General features: G+C 51.8%; 27 protein-coding genes and 3 tRNA genes. 15 read left to right on the forward strand and 15 right to left on the reverse strand.

Annotated features, from left to right (window positions below):
• Positions 1-160 precede the first annotated feature (160 nt).
• Positions 161-1,624, forward strand: coding sequence for a malate:quinone oxidoreductase (locus BBW69_RS09520; protein WP_003677153.1), 1,464 nt, complete (start codon positions 161-163; stop codon positions 1,622-1,624).
• Between the two features lie 57 nt (positions 1,625-1,681).
• On the opposite strand, the gene BBW69_RS09525 is transcribed toward BBW69_RS09520, so the two are convergent.
• From BBW69_RS09525 to BBW69_RS09555, 7 genes are all read right to left on the reverse strand, one after another.
• Positions 1,682-2,056: an adhesin gene (locus BBW69_RS09525; RefSeq protein ID WP_107961084.1), complete on the reverse strand. Its 375-nt coding sequence runs from the start codon at positions 2,054-2,056 to the stop codon at positions 1,682-1,684.
• Between the two features lie 247 nt (positions 2,057-2,303).
• Positions 2,304-2,597, reverse strand: coding sequence for a DNA-binding transcriptional regulator (locus tag BBW69_RS09530; RefSeq protein ID WP_188211153.1), 294 nt, complete (start codon positions 2,595-2,597; stop codon positions 2,304-2,306).
• Positions 2,598-2,741: 144 nt separating this feature from the next.
• Positions 2,742-3,521: a type I methionyl aminopeptidase gene (gene map, locus BBW69_RS09535; protein ID WP_188211154.1), complete on the reverse strand. Its 780-nt coding sequence runs from the start codon at positions 3,519-3,521 to the stop codon at positions 2,742-2,744.
• 47 nt (positions 3,522-3,568) lie between these two features.
• Positions 3,569-4,117 carry a hypothetical protein gene (locus BBW69_RS09540; protein ID WP_223170003.1) on the reverse strand — a complete coding sequence of 183 codons (549 nt, stop codon included), beginning with the start codon at positions 4,115-4,117 and terminating at the stop codon, positions 3,569-3,571.
• A gap of 67 nt (positions 4,118-4,184) precedes the next feature.
• The gene (locus BBW69_RS09545) at positions 4,185-4,793 is read right to left on the reverse strand and encodes a BON domain-containing protein (RefSeq protein ID WP_003677161.1); all 609 of its coding nucleotides are present in this window, start codon (positions 4,791-4,793) and stop codon (positions 4,185-4,187) included.
• 60 nt (positions 4,794-4,853) lie between these two features.
• Positions 4,854-5,447: a phosphoheptose isomerase gene (locus BBW69_RS09550; protein ID WP_107860446.1), complete on the reverse strand. Its 594-nt coding sequence runs from the start codon at positions 5,445-5,447 to the stop codon at positions 4,854-4,856.
• A gap of 4 nt (positions 5,448-5,451) precedes the next feature.
• Positions 5,452-5,799 carry a YraN family protein gene (locus BBW69_RS09555; protein WP_107961080.1) on the reverse strand — a complete coding sequence of 116 codons (348 nt, stop codon included), beginning with the start codon at positions 5,797-5,799 and terminating at the stop codon, positions 5,452-5,454.
• A gap of 45 nt (positions 5,800-5,844) precedes the next feature.
• Between BBW69_RS09555 and rsmI the strand changes: the two genes are divergently transcribed.
• Complete coding sequence (rsmI, locus tag BBW69_RS09560; RefSeq protein ID WP_188211155.1) at positions 5,845-6,720, forward strand: 16S rRNA (cytidine(1402)-2'-O)-methyltransferase; 876 nt, start codon at positions 5,845-5,847, stop codon at positions 6,718-6,720.
• Between the two features lie 34 nt (positions 6,721-6,754).
• Here the strand turns inward: rsmI and BBW69_RS09565 are convergent, their stop codons facing one another.
• Complete coding sequence (locus tag BBW69_RS09565; RefSeq protein ID WP_188211156.1) at positions 6,755-7,285, reverse strand: cytochrome b; 531 nt, start codon at positions 7,283-7,285, stop codon at positions 6,755-6,757.
• Positions 7,286-7,562: 277 nt separating this feature from the next.
• Between BBW69_RS09565 and obgE the strand changes: the two genes are divergently transcribed.
• The 6 genes from obgE (at position 7,563) to BBW69_RS09595 (ending at position 12,818) form a co-directional block, all read left to right on the forward strand.
• Positions 7,563-8,717, forward strand: coding sequence for a GTPase ObgE (obgE, locus tag BBW69_RS09570; RefSeq protein ID WP_188211157.1), 1,155 nt, complete (start codon positions 7,563-7,565; stop codon positions 8,715-8,717).
• 60 nt (positions 8,718-8,777) lie between these two features.
• Positions 8,778-9,647 (forward strand): EcsC family protein, encoded by an 870-nt coding sequence (locus BBW69_RS09575; protein ID WP_223170004.1) that lies wholly within the window; start codon positions 8,778-8,780, stop codon positions 9,645-9,647.
• Between the two features lie 10 nt (positions 9,648-9,657).
• Entirely contained in the window at positions 9,658-11,079 is a 1,422-nt protein-coding gene (cysS, locus tag BBW69_RS09580) for a cysteine--tRNA ligase (RefSeq protein ID WP_188211159.1), read from the forward strand.
• An 87-nt stretch (positions 11,080-11,166) separates the two neighbouring features.
• Positions 11,167-11,946: an exodeoxyribonuclease III gene (locus BBW69_RS09585; protein WP_188211160.1), complete on the forward strand. Its 780-nt coding sequence runs from the start codon at positions 11,167-11,169 to the stop codon at positions 11,944-11,946.
• The gene (locus tag BBW69_RS09590; protein WP_188211161.1) at positions 11,933-12,277 is read left to right on the forward strand and encodes a hypothetical protein; all 345 of its coding nucleotides are present in this window, start codon (positions 11,933-11,935) and stop codon (positions 12,275-12,277) included. The genes BBW69_RS09585 and BBW69_RS09590 overlap by 14 nt, the downstream gene beginning before the upstream one ends.
• A gap of 10 nt (positions 12,278-12,287) precedes the next feature.
• Positions 12,288-12,818: an alpha/beta hydrolase gene (locus tag BBW69_RS09595; RefSeq protein ID WP_188211162.1), complete on the forward strand. Its 531-nt coding sequence runs from the start codon at positions 12,288-12,290 to the stop codon at positions 12,816-12,818.
• A 93-nt stretch (positions 12,819-12,911) separates the two neighbouring features.
• On the opposite strand, the gene asd is transcribed toward BBW69_RS09595, so the two are convergent.
• Positions 12,912-14,027, reverse strand: a complete 1,116-nt coding sequence (asd, locus tag BBW69_RS09600) for an aspartate-semialdehyde dehydrogenase (RefSeq protein WP_188211163.1) — start codon at positions 14,025-14,027, stop codon at positions 12,912-12,914.
• Between the two features lie 174 nt (positions 14,028-14,201).
• On the opposite strand from asd, the gene BBW69_RS09605 reads away from it, so the two are divergent.
• A complete protein-coding gene (locus BBW69_RS09605) occupies positions 14,202-14,786 on the forward strand; it encodes an RDD family protein (protein ID WP_107961071.1) in 585 nt (194 codons plus the stop codon).
• Positions 14,787-14,846: 60 nt separating this feature from the next.
• Here the strand turns inward: BBW69_RS09605 and folD are convergent, their stop codons facing one another.
• Positions 14,847-15,701 carry a bifunctional methylenetetrahydrofolate dehydrogenase/methenyltetrahydrofolate cyclohydrolase FolD gene (gene folD, locus BBW69_RS09610; RefSeq protein ID WP_188211164.1) on the reverse strand — a complete coding sequence of 285 codons (855 nt, stop codon included), beginning with the start codon at positions 15,699-15,701 and terminating at the stop codon, positions 14,847-14,849.
• A 222-nt stretch (positions 15,702-15,923) separates the two neighbouring features.
• On the opposite strand from folD, the gene BBW69_RS09615 reads away from it, so the two are divergent.
• The 6 genes from BBW69_RS09615 to BBW69_RS09640 all read left to right on the forward strand — a co-directional run bounded on the left by BBW69_RS09615 (position 15,924) and on the right by BBW69_RS09640 (position 19,578).
• Positions 15,924-16,001 (forward strand) — tRNA-Pro (locus tag BBW69_RS09615).
• A 24-nt stretch (positions 16,002-16,025) separates the two neighbouring features.
• A tRNA-Arg gene (locus BBW69_RS09620) sits at positions 16,026-16,102 on the forward strand.
• Positions 16,103-16,130: 28 nt separating this feature from the next.
• A tRNA-His gene (locus BBW69_RS09625) sits at positions 16,131-16,206 on the forward strand.
• 215 nt (positions 16,207-16,421) lie between these two features.
• Positions 16,422-16,928, forward strand: coding sequence for a D-glycero-beta-D-manno-heptose 1-phosphate adenylyltransferase (gene rfaE2 / locus BBW69_RS09630; RefSeq protein ID WP_111727394.1), 507 nt, complete (start codon positions 16,422-16,424; stop codon positions 16,926-16,928).
• Entirely contained in the window at positions 16,925-18,703 is a 1,779-nt protein-coding gene (locus BBW69_RS09635) for a bifunctional biotin--[acetyl-CoA-carboxylase] ligase/type III pantothenate kinase (RefSeq protein WP_188211165.1), read from the forward strand. Before rfaE2 ends, BBW69_RS09635 begins: the two co-directional genes overlap by 4 nt.
• 11 nt (positions 18,704-18,714) lie before the next feature.
• Positions 18,715-19,578, forward strand: a complete 864-nt coding sequence (locus BBW69_RS09640; protein ID WP_108044256.1) for a cell division protein — start codon at positions 18,715-18,717, stop codon at positions 19,576-19,578.
• 460 nt (positions 19,579-20,038) lie between these two features.
• On the opposite strand, the gene BBW69_RS09645 is transcribed toward BBW69_RS09640, so the two are convergent.
• The 5 genes from BBW69_RS09645 to BBW69_RS09665 form a co-directional block, all read right to left on the reverse strand.
• Positions 20,039-20,827 carry a thiazole synthase gene (locus BBW69_RS09645; RefSeq protein WP_049228583.1) on the reverse strand — a complete coding sequence of 263 codons (789 nt, stop codon included), beginning with the start codon at positions 20,825-20,827 and terminating at the stop codon, positions 20,039-20,041.
• A 75-nt stretch (positions 20,828-20,902) separates the two neighbouring features.
• The gene (gene thiS, locus BBW69_RS09650) at positions 20,903-21,097 is read right to left on the reverse strand and encodes a sulfur carrier protein ThiS (protein WP_188211166.1); all 195 of its coding nucleotides are present in this window, start codon (positions 21,095-21,097) and stop codon (positions 20,903-20,905) included.
• A gap of 106 nt (positions 21,098-21,203) precedes the next feature.
• Entirely contained in the window at positions 21,204-21,740 is a 537-nt protein-coding gene (locus tag BBW69_RS09655) for a hypothetical protein (protein WP_188211167.1), read from the reverse strand.
• Positions 21,741-21,788: 48 nt separating this feature from the next.
• On the reverse strand, positions 21,789-22,406 hold the full coding sequence (thiE, locus tag BBW69_RS09660; protein ID WP_188211168.1) for a thiamine phosphate synthase: 618 nt from the start codon (positions 22,404-22,406) through the stop codon (positions 21,789-21,791).
• Between the two features lie 113 nt (positions 22,407-22,519).
• Positions 22,520-22,978, reverse strand: coding sequence for an isoprenylcysteine carboxylmethyltransferase family protein (locus BBW69_RS09665; protein ID WP_188211169.1), 459 nt, complete (start codon positions 22,976-22,978; stop codon positions 22,520-22,522).
• Positions 22,979-23,026 lie beyond the last annotated feature (48 nt).

The following is a 23,026-nucleotide window of genomic DNA, read 5'->3' on the forward strand; positions in this document are numbered from 1 at the left end:
GCGGTGTCAGAAACCATACTTGCAACGCATTCCTAACCAAAAAAAACAGTGTATTCGGACACACACCATTGCTAGTTTCCTCTGCTTCCACAAGTCAGGCGTTTGTAGTAAGACGGATAATCATAAGGGCAGGATATGCCTGTTTTCTAGGAGTAGAACCATGGCTGAAGCAACAGACGTTGTGTTGGTGGGTGGAGGTATCATGAGCGCCACTTTGGGCGTGTTGTTGAAGGAACTCGAACCGTCTTGGGAAATTACCCTGATTGAACGGCTGGAAGATGTGGCTTTGGAGTCTTCGAATGCATGGAATAATGCGGGTACAGGGCATTCCGCCCTGTGCGAGCTGAATTACGCGCCGTTGGGTGCAAATGGGATTATCGATCCGACGCGTGCCCTCAATATTGCCGAACAGTTCCATGTTAGCCGCCAGTTTTGGGCGACGTTGGTTGCGGAAGGCAAGTTGGAAGACAATTCTTTCGTCAATGCTGTGCCGCATATGTCTTTGGTGATGAATGAAGACCATTGTTCTTATCTTCAAAAACGTTATGATGCGTTTAAAACCCAAAAACTTTTTGAAAATATGGAATTTTCTACCGATCGGAACAAGATTTCCGATTGGGCCCCGCTGATTATGCGCGGCCGGGACGACAGTCAGCCTGTCGCGGCAAACTTCTCCGCAGAAGGTACGGATGTCGATTTCGGCATGTTGACGCGGCAAATGGTGGGATATTTGCAGAAGAAAGGTGTGAAAACCGAGTTCGGGCAACACGTTGAGAGTATCAAACGTCAAAACGATGGTACATGGGAAATCAAAACGTCGCATATGAACAAACAGGAAGGCTTGGTTTTACGGACGAGGTTCCTGTTTCTCGGCGCAGGCGGCGGCGCATTGACCTTGTTGCAAAAGTCCGGGATTCCCGAGGGAAAAGGTTACGGCGGTTTTCCTGTTTCCGGCCTGTTTTTTAGAAACAGCAATCCGGAAACTGTCGCACAGCACAATGCAAAAGTTTATGGTCAGGCATCTGTCGGTGCGCCGCCGATGTCAGTTCCGCATTTGGATACACGCAATGTTAACGGTCAGCGTCATTTAATGTTCGGTCCGTATGCAGGTTTCCGTCCCAATTTCCTCAAGCAGGGTTCGCTAATGGATTTGCCGCTGTCCATCCATAGGGACAATATTTATCCGATGATGTGCGCAGGTTGGGCTAACCTGCCGTTGACCAAATACCTGCTGGGCGAATTGCGTAAAACCAAAGAACAACGCTTCGCTTCGTTGAAAGACTATTATCCTGAAGCAAATCCTGACGACTGGGAACTGATTACTGCGGGACAGCGTGTCCAAGTGATTAAGAAAGACGCGAAAAAAGGCGGCGTATTGCAGTTTGGTACGGAGATTGTCGCCCATGCCGACGGCTCGCTTGCCGCACTGTTGGGTGCCTCACCGGGTGCTTCGACTGCCGTACCGCTGATGATCCGTCTTATGCACCAATGTTTTCCCGAGCGTGCGCAATCTTGGAAATGCCGTCTGAAAGAATTGGTGCCCGGTTACGGTATCAAGTTGAACGATAACTCCGGAATGGCTGATGAGATTATTGCTTATACTGCTAAGATTCTGGGTATTTGATTTGTAATATAAAAAACAGCGTTTTCATTTTTGAAAACGCTGTTTTTTGTTGCCTGATTAACGTGGAGAACAGTCTTTGAAGACAATTTGGTTGTCAGGTGCGGTAATCATAATAGGCTGTTTGCGGTAGGATTTGCTGTCCATTGCGCCGGTGCTCAGCACATAACCGCCTTCTTTGCCGTAGAACGTGTCCATATTGTCGGATTTATCCAAATTGATGGGCATTTGGACTTGTTTGCCTTTGATGGCGGCAGAAGCGTATGTGGTCAGGCCTTGTTTGTTGAAGCCGTAGGTTACTTTGACTTTTTTACCTTGCTGGCAGACGTAGCTGACGGTTTTTTTTGCAACGGTGGGGTTGCTTATGCCGGCTGCGGCAGCCATGCCGCTGAGGGCAAGTGCGGAAGACAGGATTACAGTGGTCAGGAGTTTCATTTTTATTCCTTTGGATGATGGTGAAGGGTTTGCCCGTTGTGGACAGTTAACATTCTAATGTCAGAATATTCTGAAATAAACAGAAAATTGGATAAAGTTTGTAAAAAGGATGAAGCGGATAGTTTGGCTGTTTAAAGTAGGGTAGCAGTGGGTATGGCGGCGGGGATTTTTGTATTTGAGACGGTATTCTAAGGTTTGGGGAAGCGGAAGAAGAAGCCTCCGAAAATCCGGAGGCTTTTGTTAAGTGTTATTTTTTTCTTTCAGACTTGGTCTGTTTGGACAATTCGGCATAAAGCTCGGGATTGTGTTTTTTTAATAGTGCGGCGATTTCCAAGTCTTTCCTGTTAACCTTCGACAGTTCGATACGTTCGATGTATACAAGGCGGAGCAGCTCGCGTACGGGCTTAGGCATCTTGCGTCCGGTTTCGTAGCGGGAACCGCCGGATTGCGTTACGCCGACCTTGCCCCAGAAATCTATCTGGTTAAGCCCGGTTTTTTTGCGGATTTCTTTAACGTCTTCAATCTCTTCAAATACTTTCATGGGAATTCCTTTTAAAGTTTGTTTTGTTGTCGCGTAAATTTTAATTTGCTTTATTTTTGTAATGTGTTAAGTCAAGCCTGTTTTTATATTGCATATTATATCTGCCATTTCTTCAGACGGCATTGTTTGTTTTTATAGGGGGGGTTAGGGTTTGCCGGTGGACGGGCTGACAGTAAGGATTTCATGGCCGGTTTCGGTAACGAGGACTTCGTGTTCCCATTGGGCGGAGAGGGAGCGGTCTTTAGTTACGACCGTCCAGCCGTCATTGAGGATGCGCAGGTGGCGTTTCCCTTGGTTAATCATGGGTTCGATAGTGAAAATCATGCCCGGTTTGAGAACGGGGCCTTGTCCTTTTTGTCCGTAGTGCAGGACTTGCGGGGCTTCATGGAAGCCGCGTCCGATACCGTGGCCACAGAATTCTTGTACAACCGAATAACCTGCATTTTCGGCAACCTGTTGGCAGGCGTAACCTACGTCGCCCAGTGTTGCGCCGGGTTTGACGGCTTCTATGCCCGCCATCATGGAGGCGTGGGTTACGTCAATCAGCCGTTGGGCGATGGGGGAAACTTTGCCGACGGTAAACATACGGCTGGAGTCTCCGTGGAAACCGTCTTTTTTGATGGTGAGGTCGATGTTGATAATATCGCCTTCTTTGAGGGGTTTGTCGTCGGGAATGCCGTGGCAAATGACGTGGTTGACGGAGGTGCAGCAGGATTTGGGGTAGGGCGGGTTGCCGTAGTGGAGGGGAGCGGGGTAGCCGCCTTGGACGTTGACGTGGTAGTCGTAAACGAGTTTGTCGATTTCGTTGGTGGTTACGCCGGGTTTGACGAATTGTCCGATGTAGTCGAGGGCTTCGGCAACGAGGCGGCCGAGTTCGCGCATTTTTTCGATTTCTTCGGGTGTCTTGATGATAATGCCGTTCATGATGATTCCTTGGGTTTCCGGCTTATCTGCCGTACCTATTATCCGTGTCAGAAGAGGTTGTCTATGACTTCTTTATGGTTTTTTTGGGGGGTGTTTTGCGGTTTGTCTGTTTGGGTATGGTTTTCTTTTGGGCGAGCCTGTTCTTTGGGTGTTTCTTTAGGTTCTTCGGTATGGGGGATGTTTTTAGGCAGTACGGGGGTTTCTACGACTGCTTTTTCTGCCTGGGGTGGCTGTTTGTCCGTCTGATTGATATTTGAAGGTTGCGGCTTGGTGCGCTGTTTTTTGGGCACGGCAGGTGGAGGCAGCTTGTTGTCGTTCTCGTCCGTATTTTTTGTATCGTTTGTTTGCTCGGGTTCTGATGCGGCGGTTTGTCGGTTTACGGGTTGGACGATATCGTGTCCAACTGTGCCATCCGGCCTCCAGATTTCGGTTTCGAAGATGCTGTCGGTGTGTGCTTGTTCTTTGTCTCCGTTTGGATTAAATGTGCTGATGATGCCTGCAACCAATGCACCTATGGCTATGATGCTGACGAGCAGCAGGGTGCGGATGAAGATTTTTGGTGTCAGCCTGAAAGGTTTGCCGGTTTTTCTTGTCATTTTCGATTGCATTCGGTAGGGTAATCCCATGCCGTCTGAAGAGTGGTCCGGACGGCATGGCGGCGGGTTAGCGTTGGACGTAGTTTTGATAGAGGGTAACGACCTTCTGTACGCCGACGGTGGTGCTGACTTTTTGGGTAACCTGCGCCTGTTCGTCAGGTGTGAGGATGCCCATGATGTAGGTTACGTTGTCATAGGTAACGATTTTGACGCGTGCCTGGGTTGCGGGGGCAATGCCCAGTAGTGCGGCACGGACTTTGGACGTATTCCAAGTGTCGTTGGTGATGTCGCCGAGGGAGCGCGGTTGCGAGGCGACGGTGATGTAATTGTATACGCCTTCGGCTGCCTGTTCGGAACGTGCAATCTGACCGACAAACTGTTTCTCGCCTTCGGTGGCAACCTGTCCGAGTAAAAGCAGGTGGCGGTTGTAGCCGACGACGGAGATTTTTGGGGTGTAGCCTTGGACCTGGTTGTTTTGGCGCAGATAGGAGCGGGCGGTGGTTTCGATACGCAGCGCCATTACGTTGTCGTCGGTTTGCGCGCCGGTGGTTCGGCGGTCGATGACGGATTTGGTGCCGACGGCGGCGCTTCCGATTACTGCGCTGACGCAGCCGCCGAGCGTAAGGCTGAGGATGGCGGCGGTCAGGATGCGGACGGTGTGCGATTTGAGTTTCATCGGGGCTTCCTTTCTTAGGCATTTCAGACGGCATTTCTGTGTGCACTGCCGTCTGTGGGTTTACATTCCTTCAAACAATACGGAGTCAATGCAGTCGCACATGGCGTGTATCAGCAAAATATGGTTTTCCTGAATGCGGGCAGTGCGGGGATAAGGAACGTTGAGCAAAACGTCGGTATCTTTGAGTATTGCGGCGATTTTGCCGCCGTCGCGGCCGGTCATGGCGATGACGTGCATGTCGCGTTCGTGTGCCGCTTTGATGGCTTCGATGACGTTGGCGGAATTGCCGGAGGTGGAAATGCCGACCAATACGTCGCCTGCACGTCCGAGCGCGCGCACTTGTTTGCTGAATACATGGTCGAAACCGTAGTCGTTGCCGATGGCGGTCAGCGCGGAAGTGTCTGTTGTCAACGCGACAGCGGCCAATTCCATGCGTTCTTTTTCAAAACGGCCGGTCATTTCGGCGGCGAAGTGTTGCGCGTCGGCAGCCGAACCGCCGTTGCCGCAGGCTAGGATTTTGCCGTCATTCATCAGGCATTGCAGCATCAGCTCGGCAGCCTGTACGGTCGGTTCGACCAGTACTTTTTCGGCTTCCTGCTTGGCACGGATGCTTTCGGCAAAATGTGCGGCAACGCGTTCTTGTAATGTCGTCATATCGTCAACCTGTAATATTCTGTATCCACTCGGGCGGGCGGTTTCCTTCGATAAGTACCGCATCGAGGCGGCACGGTACGTTTGTCAACCTGTTCTGTTGCAGATAATACTCTACACTTCGTTGCAGTTTCAATAATTTGGATGGGGAAATACTGTATGCGGCACCGCCGAATTGCCGATTTTTGCGGTATTTTACTTCAACAAACAGAATCATGTCGTCGTTTTTGACAATAAGGTCGATTTCGCCGTAGGCGCAGTGCCAGTTGCGCCCAAGCAACGTACAGCCTTGGGATAGGAGAAAGGCGAGCGCGGCATCTTCCCCTGCCTCGCCCTGTTTGTGGTTTAGGCGCATAATCGGTTTAGCCTTTATAATGTTTGTTTTTCAGGCGGTAATTTTATGTTTCAGAAACACTTTCAGAAAGCCTGCGACAGCATCGTCGGACAGGCATTATACGTGGTTGCCACACCTGTCGGCAATTTGGCGGACATTACCCTGCGTGCTTTGGCGGTATTGCGGCGTGCCGATATTATTTGTGCCGAAGACACGCGCGTTACTGCGCAGCTTTTGAGCGCGTACGGCATTCAGGGCAGGTTGGTCAGTGTGCGCGAACACAACGAACGGCAGATGGCGGATAAGATTATCGGCTATCTTTCAGACGGCATGGTTGTGGCACAGGTTTCCGATGCGGGTACGCCGGCCGTGTGCGACCCGGGTGCCAAACTCGCCGGCCGCGTGCGCGAGGCCGGGTTTAAAGTTGTCCCTGTTGTCGGCGCAAGCGCGGTGATGGCGGCTTTGAGTGTGGCTGGTGTGGCGGAATCTGATTTTTATTTCAACGGTTTTGTACCGCCGAAATCGGGAGAACGTAGAAAATTGTTTGCCAAATGGGTGCGTGCGGCATTTCCTATCGTCATGTTTGAAACGCCGCACCGAATCGGGGCAACGCTTGCTGATATGGTGGAACTGTTCCCCGAACGCCGTCTGATGCTGGCACGCGAAATCACGAAAACGTTTGAAACGTTCCTAAGCGGCACGGTTGGGGAAATTCAGACGGCATTGTCTGCCGACAGCAACCAATCGCGCGGCGAGATGGTGTTGATACTGTATCCGGCACAAAACGAAAACACCGGGGGATTGCCGGAATCGGTGCAAAATGTGATGAAAATCCTTGCGGCCGAGCTGCCGACCAAGCAGGCGGCGGAGCTTGCTGCCAAAATCACGGGCGAGGGAAAAAAAGCTTTGTACGATCTGGCCCTGTCTTGGAAAAACAAATAGTGCCGGACGGGCCGGCACCATAGTGCGAACGGAATCAGCGGACACGACCCGTCATACGGTAAAGAACATCTCTGCCCTGAATACGGTGGATGACGACCATGGCGATATGTCCGACGACGACGGCAAACAGCAGCCAACCGAGATTGCCGTGCAACAGGTTACCCAAATTTGCCATCCATTCGATTTTTTCAGGCGAACCCTGCATCAGCTCGATTCCGAATACTTTCAGAGGACCGCGTCCGCTGCCGTATTGTCGGATCATGCCGATAACAGGAACGGTAAGCATCAACAGGTATAAGATACGGTGACCGACTGCTGCCGCCTTGCTGTCGCTTTGCGGGCGCCCGGTACGGTTGGCAGCCGCCCAAATAATACGGAATACGATAAGCAGCAGGGTAAGGAAACCGAAAGATTTGTGCAGGCCGAACAGGCTGCCCGCCCATTCCGCCTCTTCGTAAATCGTCCACAGGACAATGGTGGTCAGAATGCCGATGAAACCGGCAACGGTCAGCCAGTGCAGCTCACGTGTCAACGGGTCGTAAACGGCAGGTTGGTTTGTGTTCATAAAAAATCCTTATTATATGTAACGGTTTGAACGGACATTCCGTCGGGTTGGAATGTCAAAAAGGCGCGATTGTACCAAAGAAGTTGGATATATTTTGTTTGCAGGCTGAAGATTTGCTTAAAAATTCATTAAGATGGGCGGAACAAATAGTTTTGGTACGGCGTGTTGAAAAACCGCTTATCCCTTATAATAGCGTCCGAAATTCTGTTCGGACGGCATCAAAACACACGCCATGCCGTCTGAACTCTCATTTGAAACCAACAAACAAGAGCATTGAATGAAATTCATCGACGAAGCAAAAATCGAAGTTGCCGCAGGCAAAGGCGGTAATGGCGCAACCAGTTTCCGCCGCGAAAAATTCGTACCCCGCGGCGGCCCTGACGGCGGCGACGGCGGCAAAGGCGGCAGCGTCTGGGCAGAAGCCGACGAAAACACCAATACCCTCGTTGAATACCGCTTCGTCAAACGCTACCAAGCCAAAAACGGCGAAAAAGGCCACGGCTCCGACCGCTACGGCGCAGGTGCGGACGACATCGTCCTCAAAATGCCCGTCGGCACCCTCATCCGCGACCTCGACACCGACGAAATCGTTGCCGACCTCACTTATCACGGCCAGCGCGTCTGCCTCGCCAAAGGTGGTAAAGGCGGCTTGGGCAACATCCACTTCAAATCCTCCATAAACCGCGCTCCAAAACAATCCACGCCCGGCGAAGAAGGCGAAACCCGCTCCCTGCAACTCGAGCTTAAAGTCCTCGCCGATGTCGGCTTATTAGGCATGCCCAACGCCGGTAAATCCACCCTGATTACCGCCGTCTCCGCCGCACGTCCCAAAATCGCCAACTACCCCTTCACCACACTGCACCCGAATTTAGGCGTCGTGCGCATCGACGAAAATCACAGCTTCGTCATGGCCGACATCCCCGGCCTGATTGAAGGCGCGGCAGAAGGCGCAGGCCTAGGCCACCGTTTCCTCAAACACTTATCGCGCACCGGCCTGCTGTTGCACGTCGTCGATTTGGCCCCTTTCGACGAAACCGTCAACCCCGCCGAAGAAGCACTTGCTATCATCAACGAATTGCGCAAATACGACGAAGAACTCTACGGCAAACCGCGCTGGCTGGTGCTGAACAAACTCGATATGCTCGATGAAGAAGAAGCCCAAGCGCGTAGCGCCGCTTTCCTCGAAGCCATCGGCTGGGACTATCCCAAACCTGACGACCGTTTCCAATTCGACATGGAAACCCCGCGCCTCTTCCAAATCAGCGCGCTGACACACCAAGGCACGCAGGAATTGGTACACCAAATCAACCAATACCTGACCGAGAAAAAACGCATAGAGGCCGAGAAAGAGGAGGTAGAAAAAGCAGCCGCCCAAGTAGAATTTGCGGAAAATCAGCCAAAAACGGATATCAACGTTTTACAGGCTGAATAAAGTTTCAGGCGGCATTCCAGCGTGAAATATCGTCTAAAAATAAAGGTAGAGGAGAATTTGATGGATCCTGAAAATATATCTGTTTCTTCTTTAAACGACACACCTATGGCACCGCGGGATTTTGATGAATTGAAACAAGCCGTTGTCCTGCTGACCAGTCCGTCATTAACTGCCAAAATGACGGCAATAGTCGGTTCGCCTGTGGAATACCTGTTAGACAAGCTGCCCAAAGGTGCGGCAGACAAAGTTAATCAAATTATTCAGACGGCATTGCATAAAGTATTCGATGCCAGTGTATCCACTATGAATAGTGAGAAAACTGAAGCCTCTACTAAAACTCATAAATTAATGGCAGGCGTAACGGGCGCGGTTGGTGGTTTTTTCGGCTTCACTGCTTTGGCAGCCGAGTTGCCGATTTCCACTGCTATTATGATGCGTTCCATTTTGGACGTAGCACGCAGCGAAGGTTTCAACATCAACGATTACCAAACCAAATTGGAATGTATTGCCGTCTTCGGTTTTACCGTCAATGAAGACAAAGGTGATGACAGTGCTGAAAGCGGTTATTACGCCAGCCGTATCGCATTGAGCCAAATCATGAATGTAACCTCAAAAGAACTATTTGTTTTGACACAGGGTGCAACCGCCAAAGTGATTGACACTTCGGCTATCGGCAAAGCATTAGCGCAAATCATTCAAGTTGTTGCCACACGTTTGGGTGTTCCGCTTACCGAAAAAGTGGCGGCGCAATTAGTTCCCGGAATTGGTGCAGTTGCAGGTGCAACTCTAAACGTCATGTTTACTGATTTTTATCAAGATATCGCTCGCGGACATTTTATTGTTAAACGCTTAGAAAGCAAATATGGTGAAAGCCATGTTCGCCGGCAGTTTAATCTGATTCGTCATCAAAATGTATTATCATTAAATTAACCTATTGAATATGCTAAATATATACAACACCCTTACCCGACAAAAAGAACCCTTCGCCCCCATCGACCCTAAAAACGTCCGTATGTACGTTTGCGGTATGACTGTTTACGACTATTGCCACTTGGGTCACGCCCGCGTGATGGTGGTGTTCGACATGATTGCCCGCTGGCTGCGCGAGTGCGGCTATCCGCTCACTTATGTGCGCAATATCACCGACATCGACGACAAAATCATCGCGCGCGCAGCTGAAAACGGCGAAACTATTGGCGAGCTGACTGCGCGTTTCATTCAGGCTATGCACGAAGATGCCGATGCTTTGGGTGTGTTGCGTCCGGATATTGAGCCGAAGGCGACGGAAAACATCCCGCAAATGATTGCCATGATTGAGACCCTGATTCAAAACGGCAAGGCTTATCCTGCCGCCAACGGCGACGTTTACTATGCCGTGCGCGAGTTTTCGGCTTACGGCCAATTGTCGGGCAAATCGTTGGACGACCTGCGCGCAGGCGAGCGTGTGGAAGTGGACGGTTTTAAACGCGATCCGCTGGATTTTGTGTTGTGGAAAGCGGCGAAAGCAGGCGAACCGGCATGGGAAAGCCCTTGGGGCAACGGCCGTCCGGGTTGGCACATCGAATGTTCTGCCATGAGTGAAAACCTGTTCGGCGATACTTTTGACATCCACGGCGGCGGTGCGGATTTGCAGTTCCCGCACCACGAAAATGAAATCGCCCAAAGCGTCGGCGCCAGTGGTCATTCCTGCGGCCATAACCACGCGCAAACCCACCATGGTCAAAGCATTGCCAGCCACGTCAAATACTGGCTGCACAACGGTTTCATCCGTGTGGACGGCGAAAAAATGTCCAAATCGTTGGGCAACTTCTTCACCATCCGCGAAGTGTTGAAACAATACGACCCCGAAGTCGTGCGCTTCTTCATCCTGCGCGCCCATTACCGCAGCCCGCTGAACTACTCCGACGCGCATTTGGACGACGCAAAAGGTGCGCTGACCCGTCTGTACACTACGTTGAAAAACACACCAGCAGCTAAGTTTGACTTATTTGAAAATGTCAACGACTACACCCGCCGCTTCTACGCCGCCATGAACGACGATTTCGGTACGGTCGAAGCGGTTGCTGTGTTGTTTGAACTGGCAGGCGAAGTGAACAAAACCAATGATGCGCACCTCGCCGGCTGCCTGAAAGCCTTGGGCGGCATCATCGGCCTGCTGCAACGCGATCCGATTGAGTTCCTCCAGGGCGGCGCGGTTTCAGACGGCCTCTCCAACGAAGAAATCGACGATTTGATTGCCCGCCGCAAACAGGCGCGCGCGGATAAAAACTGGGCGGAATCCGACCGCATCCGCGACCTTTTGAACGAACACAAAATCATTTTGGAAGACAACGCCGGCGGCACGACTTGGCGCCGCGGTTAAGGGGTACGGTAAAGGGCAGGAGTGCTGTCTCTTGCCTTTTCTATGTTTTCAGACGGCATTTTTTATTGCGAGAACACATTTTCTATTATGCTTAAAATCATTTCCGCCAACGTCAACGGCATCCGCTCCGCTTACAAAAAGGGATTTTACGAATACATCGCCGCATCGGGCGCGGACATTGTCTGCGTGCAGGAACTCAAAGCGCAGGAAGCCGATTTGTCTGCCGATATGAAGAATCCGCACGAGATGCACGGCCATTGGCATTGCGCCGAAAAGCGCGGTTACAGCGGCGTGGCGGTGTACAGCAAACGCGCGCCTGACAATGTGCAAATCGGTATGGGCATTGAAGAATTCGACAGGGAAGGGCGGTTTGTGCGTTGCGATTTCGGCAAGTTGAGCGTCATTTCGCTTTATTTGCCCAGCGGAAGCAGTGCGGAAGAACGCCAGCAGGTGAAATACCGTTTCCTTGATGTGTTTTACCCTATGCTCGAAGCGATGAAAAACGAAGGACGCGACATTGTCGTTTGCGGCGACTGGAACATCGCACACCAAAACATCGACCTGAAAAACTGGAAAGGCAACCAGAAAAATTCAGGTTTTCTGCCTGAAGAGCGCGAGTGGATAGGCAAAGTCATCCATACGCTGGGCTGGACGGACATGTGGCGCACACTTTATCCCGATGTGCCGGGCTATACCTGGTGGAGCAACCGCGGGCAGGCGTATGCGAAAGATGTCGGGTGGCGCATCGATTATCAGATGGTTACGCCCGAGCTTGCCACCAAAGCCGTGTCCGCACACGTTTATAAAGACGAAAAATTTTCCGACCATGCGCCGCTGGTCGTGGAGTATGACTATGCTGCCGAATAAAGTTTTGGGTAAATATGATTGGAATGTGGACGGAAAAACAGGAATAGGCGTGGCATGGGTTGTCGCTGCGTTTATCCTGCCCATGTTGGTGTGGGCGATATTTATGCTGTTGCGGATGCAAGGCTGGCTTGCGCCGACCAAGGCCAACCCGATATGGGCGTTGGTGTGGCTGCTGATTTGTCTGCCCTGCCTGCTGATTGCGGCCAAATGTTTGGGTTGGAAAGGCTGGCGGCGGGTGGTGAATATTTTTGTCTGCCTGACCGTCTGCGCCATATTGAGCGTACCCGCTTCGCTGCTCATCGCCTTTACCCTCCGGGACCTGCTGAAATAGGCGGGGCGGTATGCAGGGTTTTGAACTCGAAGATTTGACGCTTTGGCTGATACGCGATGCCGGAGAGGATCAGATGTGGATAGACCGTTGGGCGGTCAGTTATCCCGTCGTTCAGATGTCCGAAGCATCGGCCGGTCAAAGCATAGGGGAATGGCAGGCAGGGCTTCAGACGGCATTCGAACGGATACAGGGCAGACATATCGCCGTTGTCGCACACGGAGCGGGCGCGGCCGCATTCTTGGCGTGGCTGTATCGGGCAGACATCCTGACACGGAAGAAAATTGCCAACATCATCCTTGTACCGCAGCATCCCGATATTTTCTCCGATGATGCGGAACACACCTTCCGGCGCGTCCGCTGTCCTTGCCGTGCCGCATTGGTTGTACCCGAACACGGGGGCGTGCCGCACGGTTGGGCGCAAAAACAGGCAGACACGTGGAACGCCCGCCTTTTGCTGTCCCCGCATCCGGGAAGTTTGAACGGCATGCTCGGCGGCTGGCAGTGGGGCATGAAGCTGATGCAGGAAATGTTGCTGGCGTGACTGGTTGCTTTATCGGAATTTCGGTTAACTGGGGTTGCAAGGAAAATGCCGTCTGAAACAGGATTCAGACGGCATTTTTTATTCACATCCGGCTTACAGGCTGCCCAATACGATACGCAACACGCGGCGCAGAGGTTCAGCCGCACCCCACAAGAGTTGGTCGCCGACAGTGAATGCGCTGATGTATTCGCCGCCCATGCCTAGTTTGCGGATGCGTCCGACAGGGACGGACAGCGTGCCGGTAACTTTGGCAGGAGTCAGCTCGTGGATGCTGGCTTCTTTTTCGTTAGGGATGACTTTCACCCAGTCATTCGCGCCTGCCAAAATCGCTTCGATTTCGGAAACGGGCAGGTCTTTTTTCAGCTTCAGGGTGATGGCTTGGCTGTGGCAGCGCATAGAGCCGATGCGGACGCACAAACCGTCGATTACGGTCGGATTGTCGCTGCGACCGAGGATTTTGTTGGTTTCCACGCCGCCTTTCCATTCTTCTTTGGACTGGCCGTTACCCAAATCCACGTCGATCCACGGAATCAGACTGCCGGCGAGCGGTACGCCGAAGTTGGCTTTCGGATAGTCTTCGCTGCGCAGGAAATCGGACACTTTGCGGTCGATGTCGAGAATCGCGCTGGAAGGATCGGCAAGCTCGTCAGCTACTTGGGCGTGAATCGCGCCCATGCCGCTGATGAGTTCGCGCATGTTTTTTGCGCCCGCGCCGGAAGCGGCTTGGTACGTCATGCTGGTCGCCCATTCGACCAAATCGTTTTGGAACAGGCCGCCCAAAGCCATCAGCATCAGGGAGACGGTACAGTTGCCGCCGATGTAGTTTTTCACGCCGTTTTTGAGACCGTTGTCGATGACGTTGCGGTTGACGGGGTCGAGGACGATAATCGCGTCGTCTTTCATGCGCAGTGAGGACGCCGCGTCAATCCAGTAACCGTTCCAGCCGCTGTCGCGCAGGGGTTGGAACACGGATTTGGTGTAATCACCGCCTTGGCAGGTTACGATGATGTCCATTTTGGCGAGTTCAGCAACGTTGTTTGCATCCAATAATGTTTTAGCCGCCTGACCGAAATCAGGTGCCGCGCCGCCAACGTTGGAAGTGGTAAAGAAGAATGCTTCGGGAATGTGGGCGAAGTCGTTTTCTTCTTGCATACGCTGCATCAAAACCGAACCGACCATGCCGCGCCAGCCGACGAAACCTACTTTCATGTGTTGCTCCTTGAGGAAAATCGTTAACAAAATTATGTATTACGTAAAGGAAGCGTTTTAACGCCGTCTTAAGAAAATGTAAAGTTTTTTATCGGGATTTCTTTAAATATTGGCGTTTTCGGTGTCAGGACGGTAGAATCGGTGGTCGGTTAAGAACCATTATCAGGAAGAGACATGGAAGAAAGAAACAACTATATCGGTGCGGCCGGTGTCGGCAGGTCTGACATTCAGGAAATCGAGGTAACGGTTGCCGGTGCCGGAGACAGGATACTTGCGGCCTTGCTGAACCAATTGTTTACCTTTTTGGTTTTGTTGGTGCCGTTTGTCGGACTGATTGTCTTCGCCGTCAAGCATGAAGGCAGAATCGGAGACAGTGAGGAAATATTCGGACTGCTTTTGGGTATGACTTCCTTTTGGGTAGGACTGGCGGGCATTTTGGCGTACACCGTCATCCAAATCTACTATATGAGCAGGGATGGGCAGTCATTAGGTAAGAAAATCATGAAAATCAGGGTATTGAAAACTGACGGACGTAATCCCGGTTTTGTCGGTACGGTTTTGGTACGCGAAATCGCATGGTCGGTTTTGGTTGCCATTATTGCCGCCATTATCGGTCTTATAGCAGGTGAAAACGGAGAAAGCGCCATCAACCTGCTGGCATTTCTTGCCAACTTTGTCCTGCTTTTTATAATCAAACGCGACCGCCGCACGCTTTACGACATGATGGCGGATACGGTTGTCGTCAAGCTGCCCGGATAAACAGCCATACAAAATGCCGTCTGAAAGGCTTTTCAGACGGCATTTTTATTTCCCTGATACTTAAATATCGTGCAGGGAGGCAGCGTGCAGGGTATTTTCCATCAATGTGGCAATCGTCATCGGGCCCACACCGCCGGGAACAGGCGTAATCATCGCCGCCCGTTCTTTTGCCGTTTCAAATTCCACGTCGCCGCACAGGCTGCCGTCGTCCAGACGGTTGATGCCCACATCAATAACGACCGCGCCGGGTTTGATCCATTCGCCTTTGACAAAGTTCGGAATGCCTACGCCAACGACAAGGATATCGGCCCCGGCAACTTCATCCGCCAGATTTTCGGTCGCACTGTGACAGATTGTTACCGTTGCGCGCGCCAGCAGCAATTCCAGTGCCTGCGGACGGCCGACGATATTGGATGCGCCGACCACGACCGCTTTTTTCCCCTTCGGATCAATGCCGTAAGCTTCTAAAAGCGTCATCACGCCCTTGGGCGTACACGGGCGCATCAGCGGCATTTTGACTGCAAGCCTGCCCACATTGTAAGGATGGAAGCCGTCCACGTCCTTATCCGGCGAAATACGTTCCAAGACCGCTTGGCTGTCGAGGTGCTTCGGCAGGGGCAGCTGAACCAAGATGCCGTCTATTTCGGGATCGGCATTTAACCGGTCAACCAGTACCAACAGTTCTTCCTGCGGCGTTTTTTCGGGCAGCTCGTACGACAGCGATTTGATGCCGCATTTTTGGCAGGCTGTTTTCTTGTTGCGCACATAAACCGCGCTGGCAGGGTCGCCTCCGACTAAAACCACGGCCAGACAAGGCGTATGCAGGCTGTCGCGTTGGCGTTTCGCCACAGCTTCGGCTACCGCTTCCAAACGCTTTTGTGAAACTTCTTTACCGTTGATTAATTGTGCCGACATGTCCGTCCTTTTATTAAACAGGTAGAAATTGCTAAAAATTATCGCATTTTCCGTATATTTTTACAGCAGGATGCCGAAAATAAATTTATCCGGAAATGGAGCTTAGATTTCGAATCTGGTTAAATATTTTTATAAATCAAAATACTACGTAGGTTTTATTAGGATTTTAAAAATAAGCATTGACGTGTTTTCCGTCCATATGTACAATTCAAAACTTCAAGTCGGGGCGTAGCGCAGCCCGGTTAGCGCATCTGCTTTGGGAGCAGAGGGTCGTGAGTTCGAATCCCACCGCCCCGACCAATCAACCAGCACGAATCGGCATGAGCGCCCGTAGCTCAACCGGATAGAGCACCGACCTTCTAAGTCGGGGGTTACAGGTTCGATTCCTGTCGGGCGTGCCAAGATTTTTAATTGCAAACCGTTTTTATGGTGGCTGTAGCTCAGTTGGTAGAGCCCCGGATTGTGATTCCGGTTGTCGTGGGTTCGAGCCCCATCAGCCACCCCAGATAAAGACCTGTACTTTTCAGTACAGGTCTTTTTCCGTTTGTGCTCATTATTTGCATCAGTCATATTGGTGCGGCGGATATGCCGTCTGAAGCTGTTTTCCCTGTGGGGAAAGGGTATTTTAGATGGGGCATGTGTGCCTTCGGCTTTGCCTTTCGTATATGCTTCTGTATCATGTAGCTTTTCTGTCTTTTATGGTTTCTGTCGGAGGCTTTGATGGTTGGCCATTGGTCTGTTCCTGATTTTGAATCGAAAATCTGTCCGCCTGAGGCATTGTCCGAACGGTTGGCTCGGTTGCCGCGCCCGCTGGTGTTTACCAACGGCTGTTTCGACATCCTTCATCGCGGTCATGTTACTTATCTGGCGCAGGCGCGTTCGAAAGGGGCTGCCCTGATTCTGGCTTTGAATACGGATGCTTCGGTACGCCGTTTGGGTAAGGGGGGCGACCGTCCCATCAATAGTTTGGAAAACCGTGCCGCCGTTGTCGCCGCGTTGGAAAGTGTGGATTTGGTTACATGGTTTGACGAGGATACGCCGGCGGCTTTGATAGAGGCAGTCAGACCAGAGGTCTTAGTCAAGGGCGGCGATTGGACCGTGGATAAGATTGTCGGGTCGGCGGAAACGCTGGCGCGCGGAGGTAAGGTGTTTTCGATTCCTTTCCTGCATCAAACGTCGACAACCGGAACGCTGGAGAAAATCCGTGCGTCAGAGGGTTGGAAATGATGGTTTTAAAATCCCGGCAATGGCGGATTTTGGCAGAACTTGCTGGTGGTTTGCCGCAACACGTCTCGCAACTGGCGCGTATGGCGGATATGAGGCCGCATCAGTTGAACGGTTTTTGGCAGCAGATGCCGGCGCATATACGAGGACTGCTGCGCCAGCATGACGGTTATTGGCGGCTGGTGCGCCCGCTGGCGGTTTTTAATGCTGAAAATTTGCGTATTTTAGGGGAAAAGTCGGGTTTTCAGGCAGCATTGAAACACGAGTGCGTTTCCAGCAACGATGAGATACTGGAGCTGGCGCGGATTTCTCCGGACAAAGTACATAAGGCCTTATGCGTGGCTCATCTGCAAAGTAAGGGCAGGGGGCGGCAGGGGAGGAAATGGTCGCACCGTTTGGGCGAGTGCCTGATGTTCAGTTTCGGCTGGGTGTTTGACCGGCCGCAGTATGAGTTGGGTTCGCTGTCGCTGGCAACGGCAGTGGCGTGCCGCCGAGCTTTGTTGCGTTTAGGTTTGGATGTACAGATTAAGTGGCCCAATGATTTGGTTGTCGGGCGCGATAAATTGGGCGGCATCCTTATCGAAACGGTCAGGGTCGGTGGCAAGACGGTTGCCGTCATCGGTATCGGCATCAATTTTGTCCTGCCCAAGGAAGTCGAAAATGCCGCTTCCGTGCAATCGCTGTTTCAGACGGCATTGCAGCGTGGTAATGCGGATGCCACCGTGTTGTTGGAAACGTTGTTGGCCGAGTTGGATGCGGTGTTGGAACAATATGCGGAAGAAGGGTTTGCACCATTTTTAAAGGAATATGAAACGGCCAACCGCGATCACGGCAAGGCAGTATTGCTTTTGCGCGACGGCGAAACCGTTTGCGAAGGTACGGTCAGCGGTGTGGACGAGAAAGGTATATTGCATCTGGATACCGGAGACGGCAGGCAAACCGTAGTCAGCGGAGAAATCAGCCTGCGTCCCGACGATAGGCCGGTCTCTGTTCCGAGAAAGCGGGAACCGGAACGTTTTTTGCTGTTGGACGGCGGTAACAGCCAGCTCAAGTGGGCATGGGTGGAAAACGGCATATTTACAGCAGTCAGCCGTGCACCGTACCGTGATTTGTCCCGTTTGGGCGTGGAGTGGGCGGAAAGGGCGGATGGCCGTGTCCGTATTGTCGGTTGCGCCGTGTGCGGGGAATCAAAAAAGGCACAGGTTCAGGAACAGCTTGCAAGTACAATCGAATGGCTGCCGTCTTCCGCTCAGGCTTTGGGCATACGCAATCACTACCGTCATCCCGAAGAACATGGTTCCGACCGTTGGTTTAACGCATTGGGCAGCCGCCGTTTCAGCCGAAATGCCTGCGTCGTCGTCAGCTGCGGCACAGCGGTAACGGTTGATGCGCTCACCGATGACGGGCATTATCTCGGCGGAACCATCATGCCCGGTTTCCATCTAATGAAAGAATCGCTTGCCGTCAAAACGGCCAATCTAAACCGTCCTGTCGGTAAAGTTTATCCGTTTCCGACCACGACGGGTAATGCCGTCGCCAGCGGTATGATGGATGCGGTTTGCGGTTCGGTTATGATGATGCACGGCCGTTTGAAAGAAAAAATCGGGGCAGGCAAGCCTGTCGATGTCATCATTACCGGCGGCGGTGCGGCAAAAGTCGCAGAAGCCATGCCGTCTGCGTTTTTAGAAGCCAATACCGTGCGCGTTGTCGACAACCTCGTTATTTACGGTTTGTTGAACATGATTGCCGCCGAAGGCAGGGAATATGAACATATTTAGGGAATACAGAGATGAAATGGCTATTTATCCTTTTGGTTGCGATTAATATTGCCGTATTCGGCGGTACGGTAGGCTACAAACTGACCCCGAAGCAGGCAAGCGTATCGGAAACACAGGCTGTCGAAAGTATGCCGGCAACCGGTCCCGTTGCTTTAGAAGCCCCGGAATACGAGCCAGACGTTCAGACGGCATCTGAATCGGATACAGGCGTACTGCTTGGTGCAAGCGATATTTTGACCGAAGAACAGGCAGAGCAGTTGCGCTTGAAAAAAGAAGCGGAACAGAAAAAACTGAGGGAGAAAAAACAGCGTGAAGAAAAAGCACGCCGAGAAAAACTCGCCGCCGAAAAGGCAGGCGAAGAGGGGGAAAACGGTGAAATGAATGCCGCACCGGATGGACGTGCTTCATGTTCGGCTCAGGCAAGCCTCACGATGGATGAAGACGACTACCATCGGATTAAAGGTCTTCTGGGCAAATGGTCGCACGTTGCTAGCCGGAGTGTCGAAAAACGCACTGCCAAAAGAAAACCCGGAGGCAAGACCTACCGTGTCGTCCTGCCTCTTTCCGGCAATGCCGAAGGACAGGTGGCCGAATTGTCTGCCCAAGGCTTTAACGCCGTACCGCTTAACGGTGAATTGAGCCTGGGTGTGAGCAACAGCCGCCAAAATGCCCAAACGCTGCAAAACCGGCTTGCCGGCGCGGGGTTTGGAGGTGCGCGCATTGTCGAACATTTTGCCGAATCCGACGGTCAGGACGAATCCTTAAGTGTATCGCGCATGACGGTTTTGTTTTCCGGCGTTAATGATGAAGACGCGCGCGAAATCCGCAAGATTACGTCCCCATACGGGAGCCTGAACTTTAAGTCTTGCAAATAACCGCAGACGGAGAAATGCCAAACCCACCTTTACGGTGGGTTTGGCATTTCGGTTTTGAGTATCTGATATATAAAAAGGGAATGTATGTCTCGTATATGCAGACTCCAAGTGTGAAAGTGAATTATGGGGAATACGGTGTTTAATGGTTCGGAATTGACGACTTCCGAGTGGTTTTAATTATACGCTAATAATAATAATTATCAATAAAAAATCAGAAATAAATACATATTTTCTGTAATATGATGAAAATAAAGAAATTAAATATTTTGTAAAGGGTGCGCGCACGATGTCCAGTATATTTTATGTACCCGTTTTCTAATAAAGGTTTACGCCGGGATATCAAGGTTTACTTATCGTATGCCTTTACCGCAAGTGAGCCGCAAACGGGTTTGGTTTATCGATATCCTGAAAACACAAATGCCGTCTGAATACATTTCAGACGGCATTTTCTCTGCCCTTTTCAATATTCCGCCGAATGCCAAAACGGCTGCCCCACGGTCGGCGTACTGGCTTGCGCTTTGGTGCGAGCCTCGACTGGTTCGGCTTCAAATGCCAGCCGCCCGGATTCGACGGCGAGTGCGAAGGCGCGCGCCATGTTGACGGGGTCGCCGCTGCGGGAAACGGCGGTGTTTAACAATACGCCGTCAAACCCCCATTCCATCACTTGCGCCGCCTGCGAGGGCAAACCCAAGCCCGCGTCGATAATCAGCGGCGTGTCGGGCAGGCGTTCGCGCAGGACGTTCAGTGCGTAGGCGTGAACCGCTCCCAAACCCGTGCCGATGGGAGCCGCCCACGGCATCAACGCCTGACAGCCCGCATCAAGCAGGCGGCGGCAGGCAATCAGGTCTTCGGTGCAATAAGGCAGCACTTTGAAGCCGTCTTTAATCAGGATTTCCGCCGCTTCGACAAGCTGGAACACATCAGGTTGCAATGTGTCGTCATCTCCGATGAGTTCGAGTTTGATCCAATCGGTTTCAAACACTTCCCTCGCCATCTGTGCCGTTGTTACCGCTTCCTGCACGCTTTGGCAGCCTGCTGTGTTCGGCAGTACGGGCACGCCGCTTTCTTCCAATAGCGACCAAAATCCCTGACCATGCGCCTCGCCGCCACTTCCCGCGCGGCGCAACGAGACGGTAATCATCGCGGGTTGGGCGATACGGACGGATTGTTTGAGGATTTCAGGGGTCGGGTAGGCAGCCGTGCCGAGCAACAGCCGTGAAGGGAAAGTTTCTCCGTATAGGGTGAGCATAAAAATTCCTTGATATGTTTGGGATACGATGCCGTCTGAAAGCCGGCGGCGTGCCTTTGGGGTTTCAGATGGTATTCAGCCGCCGACCACCGGTCGCACGATATCGACTTTGTCGTTTTCGTTCAAAACCGTTTCCGCATACGCGCCTTTGGCGACAAATCCGGTATTCACGGCGATGGCAAAAGGCTTTTGCGGCGCGGTTTGGGCGATGAGGTCGGCAACGGTTGTGCCGTGAAGTTCGGCGGGTTCGCCGTTTAAGATGATGTTCATGGTTTCTCGATATTTCGGTGTTTATAGAGGTTTTCAGACGACCTTTGGCAAAGGTTGGGTTTCAATTCAACCTACAACACTTGCAGGGGCAAATTATTTTTTTGTCCTAATAATACAAATCAAAAAAATTACCACATTGTTTCAAATCTACGCCTTTTTGTTGCAACATCAGACCTTCTTGTCGAATAAATTCGATTGTATTGATGTATGCAACATAGTCATCATTTTCTTTGCTGAATGATTCATCACCCTGTTTCAATGTGGCTATCCAGTTGCGGCGAATATCTTCCGCCTCACGATTGCTCAATGGCGGCATCTTTTGTAGAGCGTCACTGATTTCATTATTCAAATACCAGTGAATAACAAAAAGTGCTTTTGCCATACCGTCAGGGCTATACATTTCCTTGAATTTTTTTTCTACCGCCTTAACCCTGTCTGCCGGAAGGTTTTTCATTTTTTGTTCTATAAATCGGTCGGAAGCTCTTTCATCTTTATTCATATGTTCAAGCGCGCCGGTCAGCACACCGCAAAGCAGATACAGTTCTTTTTTCTGCGGTTCTTCCTTGTTATTTGCGGCTGAAGCTGTCGATATGAAACTGAAAGATAAAACGCCGATCAATAATCCGTTGAGCAATTTTTTCATGGACATCCTCTTTATTTTTTGAGTGTAAAGTTCGTCTGTAATAAGACCTTATTCATTCCACAAAGCCTGAAACGCTTTAACCACGGCCTCGGGATTTTCCGCTTCGGTAACGGCGCGGACGACGGCTAGTGAGGAAACGCCGGTGGCAAGGACGGCTCGGGCGTTGTTCAAATCGATGCCGCCAATGGCGACGACGGGTGTGCCGTGAGCCTGTTTCACATATTCGCGCAGTTTTTCCAAGCCTTGCGGGGCAGTGGGCATTTGTTTGGTCGTGGTCGGGAAAATCGCGCCGCTGGCGACATAGCTGGGGTGTACGGACAGGGCGCGGTCGAGTTCGGCGACGGAGTGCGTACTCAAACCCAAACGCAAACCGGCGGCGGCGATGGCGGCGAGGTCGGCGGTGTCCATGTCTTCCTGCCCGAGATGCACGCCGTATGCGCCCGCTTCTATCGCCTTGCGCCAGTGGTCGTTGATGAAAAGCTGCGTGCGGCTGCCCTGACAGGCGGCAACACAGCGGGCGATTTCGCGTTTCAATTCATCGCCATGCAAGGTTTTGCAGCGCAGTTGCACCGTGTCGGCACCTGCTTTGACCATGCGCTCCACCCAATCGGCGGTGGGAACGACGGCGTAGAATTTGAGCGGGGATTTTAGGGTCGGGAAGGTCATGGGTGTCCTTTTTCATTTCTTACGGAGCAATAGGGGTCGTCTGAAAACATCGAGTATTCACATTCATGCCGTAGAGCAGAAGAGGGGCGATACTTGATGGGAAGCTTTCGCTTTTATAACCAACGGCGGACGCGCCGACAGTAAGACTCGTACTCTGCGCCGAATTTCTGCACCAAAACGCGTTCTTCGGGCATGATTTGAAAGCGTGTCATATAGGCAACAAATGCAGCCAAAAACAACCACGGCAGCGGGTGCGCCAAATAGCCCGCCCATGCGACCAGCCAGCAGCCCAGACCCGCATACATCGGGTTGCGGCTGAAACGGTACACGCCGTCTGAAACGAAGTGTTCGGTTTGTTCGGGGTTGAGCGGGCTGACGGTCGTGCGCACACGGCGAAACGCTCGCACACCTAATACGCTCAACAGAGTCCCAAACACCATGAAAACAACCGACAGCAATACAGGAAAGTGCGGCAATATTCCGGCCAATGCCGACACTTGGGCAGAGATGTACATCAACAACGCACAAATAAAACATATCGCCGGCGGCGGAATTTTGGTTTCTAAATTCATATTGTTACTTTTATAAAACTGATAACGCGACGTTTTCAGACGATCTCA

Source organism: Neisseria sp. RH3002v2f (genome assembly GCF_014596375.1).
Classification (GTDB): Bacteria; Pseudomonadota; Gammaproteobacteria; order Burkholderiales; family Neisseriaceae; genus Neisseria; species Neisseria cinerea.

Coding starts and splice junctions, on each gene's coding strand:
- BBW69_RS09520 (WP_003677153.1), top strand. CDS start 161: ATGGCTGAAGCAACAGACGTTGTGTTGGTGGGTGGAGGTATCATGAGC.
- BBW69_RS09525 (WP_107961084.1), bottom strand. CDS start 2,056: ATGAAACTCCTGACCACTGTAATCCTGTCTTCCGCACTTGCCCTCAGC.
- BBW69_RS09530 (WP_188211153.1), bottom strand. CDS start 2,597: ATGAAAGTATTTGAAGAGATTGAAGACGTTAAAGAAATCCGCAAAAAA.
- map (WP_188211154.1), bottom strand. CDS start 3,521: ATGAACGGCATTATCATCAAGACACCCGAAGAAATCGAAAAAATGCGC.
- BBW69_RS09540 (WP_223170003.1), bottom strand. CDS start 4,117: ATGACAAGAAAAACCGGCAAACCTTTCAGGCTGACACCAAAAATCTTC.
- BBW69_RS09545 (WP_003677161.1), bottom strand. CDS start 4,793: ATGAAACTCAAATCGCACACCGTCCGCATCCTGACCGCCGCCATCCTC.
- BBW69_RS09550 (WP_107860446.1), bottom strand. CDS start 5,447: ATGACGACATTACAAGAACGCGTTGCCGCACATTTTGCCGAAAGCATC.
- BBW69_RS09555 (WP_107961080.1), bottom strand. CDS start 5,799: ATGCGCCTAAACCACAAACAGGGCGAGGCAGGGGAAGATGCCGCGCTC.
- rsmI (WP_188211155.1), top strand. CDS start 5,845: ATGTTTCAGAAACACTTTCAGAAAGCCTGCGACAGCATCGTCGGACAG.
- BBW69_RS09565 (WP_188211156.1), bottom strand. CDS start 7,285: ATGAACACAAACCAACCTGCCGTTTACGACCCGTTGACACGTGAGCTG.
- obgE (WP_188211157.1), top strand. CDS start 7,563: ATGAAATTCATCGACGAAGCAAAAATCGAAGTTGCCGCAGGCAAAGGC.
- BBW69_RS09575 (WP_223170004.1), top strand. CDS start 8,778: ATGGATCCTGAAAATATATCTGTTTCTTCTTTAAACGACACACCTATG.
- cysS (WP_188211159.1), top strand. CDS start 9,658: ATGCTAAATATATACAACACCCTTACCCGACAAAAAGAACCCTTCGCC.
- BBW69_RS09585 (WP_188211160.1), top strand. CDS start 11,167: ATGCTTAAAATCATTTCCGCCAACGTCAACGGCATCCGCTCCGCTTAC.
- BBW69_RS09590 (WP_188211161.1), top strand. CDS start 11,933: ATGCTGCCGAATAAAGTTTTGGGTAAATATGATTGGAATGTGGACGGA.
- BBW69_RS09595 (WP_188211162.1), top strand. CDS start 12,288: ATGCAGGGTTTTGAACTCGAAGATTTGACGCTTTGGCTGATACGCGAT.
- asd (WP_188211163.1), bottom strand. CDS start 14,027: ATGAAAGTAGGTTTCGTCGGCTGGCGCGGCATGGTCGGTTCGGTTTTG.
- BBW69_RS09605 (WP_107961071.1), top strand. CDS start 14,202: ATGGAAGAAAGAAACAACTATATCGGTGCGGCCGGTGTCGGCAGGTCT.
- folD (WP_188211164.1), bottom strand. CDS start 15,701: ATGTCGGCACAATTAATCAACGGTAAAGAAGTTTCACAAAAGCGTTTG.
- rfaE2 (WP_111727394.1), top strand. CDS start 16,422: ATGGTTGGCCATTGGTCTGTTCCTGATTTTGAATCGAAAATCTGTCCG.
- BBW69_RS09635 (WP_188211165.1), top strand. CDS start 16,925: ATGATGGTTTTAAAATCCCGGCAATGGCGGATTTTGGCAGAACTTGCT.
- BBW69_RS09640 (WP_108044256.1), top strand. CDS start 18,715: ATGAAATGGCTATTTATCCTTTTGGTTGCGATTAATATTGCCGTATTC.
- BBW69_RS09645 (WP_049228583.1), bottom strand. CDS start 20,827: ATGCTCACCCTATACGGAGAAACTTTCCCTTCACGGCTGTTGCTCGGC.
- thiS (WP_188211166.1), bottom strand. CDS start 21,097: ATGAACATCATCTTAAACGGCGAACCCGCCGAACTTCACGGCACAACC.
- BBW69_RS09655 (WP_188211167.1), bottom strand. CDS start 21,740: ATGAAAAAATTGCTCAACGGATTATTGATCGGCGTTTTATCTTTCAGT.
- thiE (WP_188211168.1), bottom strand. CDS start 22,406: ATGACCTTCCCGACCCTAAAATCCCCGCTCAAATTCTACGCCGTCGTT.
- BBW69_RS09665 (WP_188211169.1), bottom strand. CDS start 22,978: ATGAATTTAGAAACCAAAATTCCGCCGCCGGCGATATGTTTTATTTGT.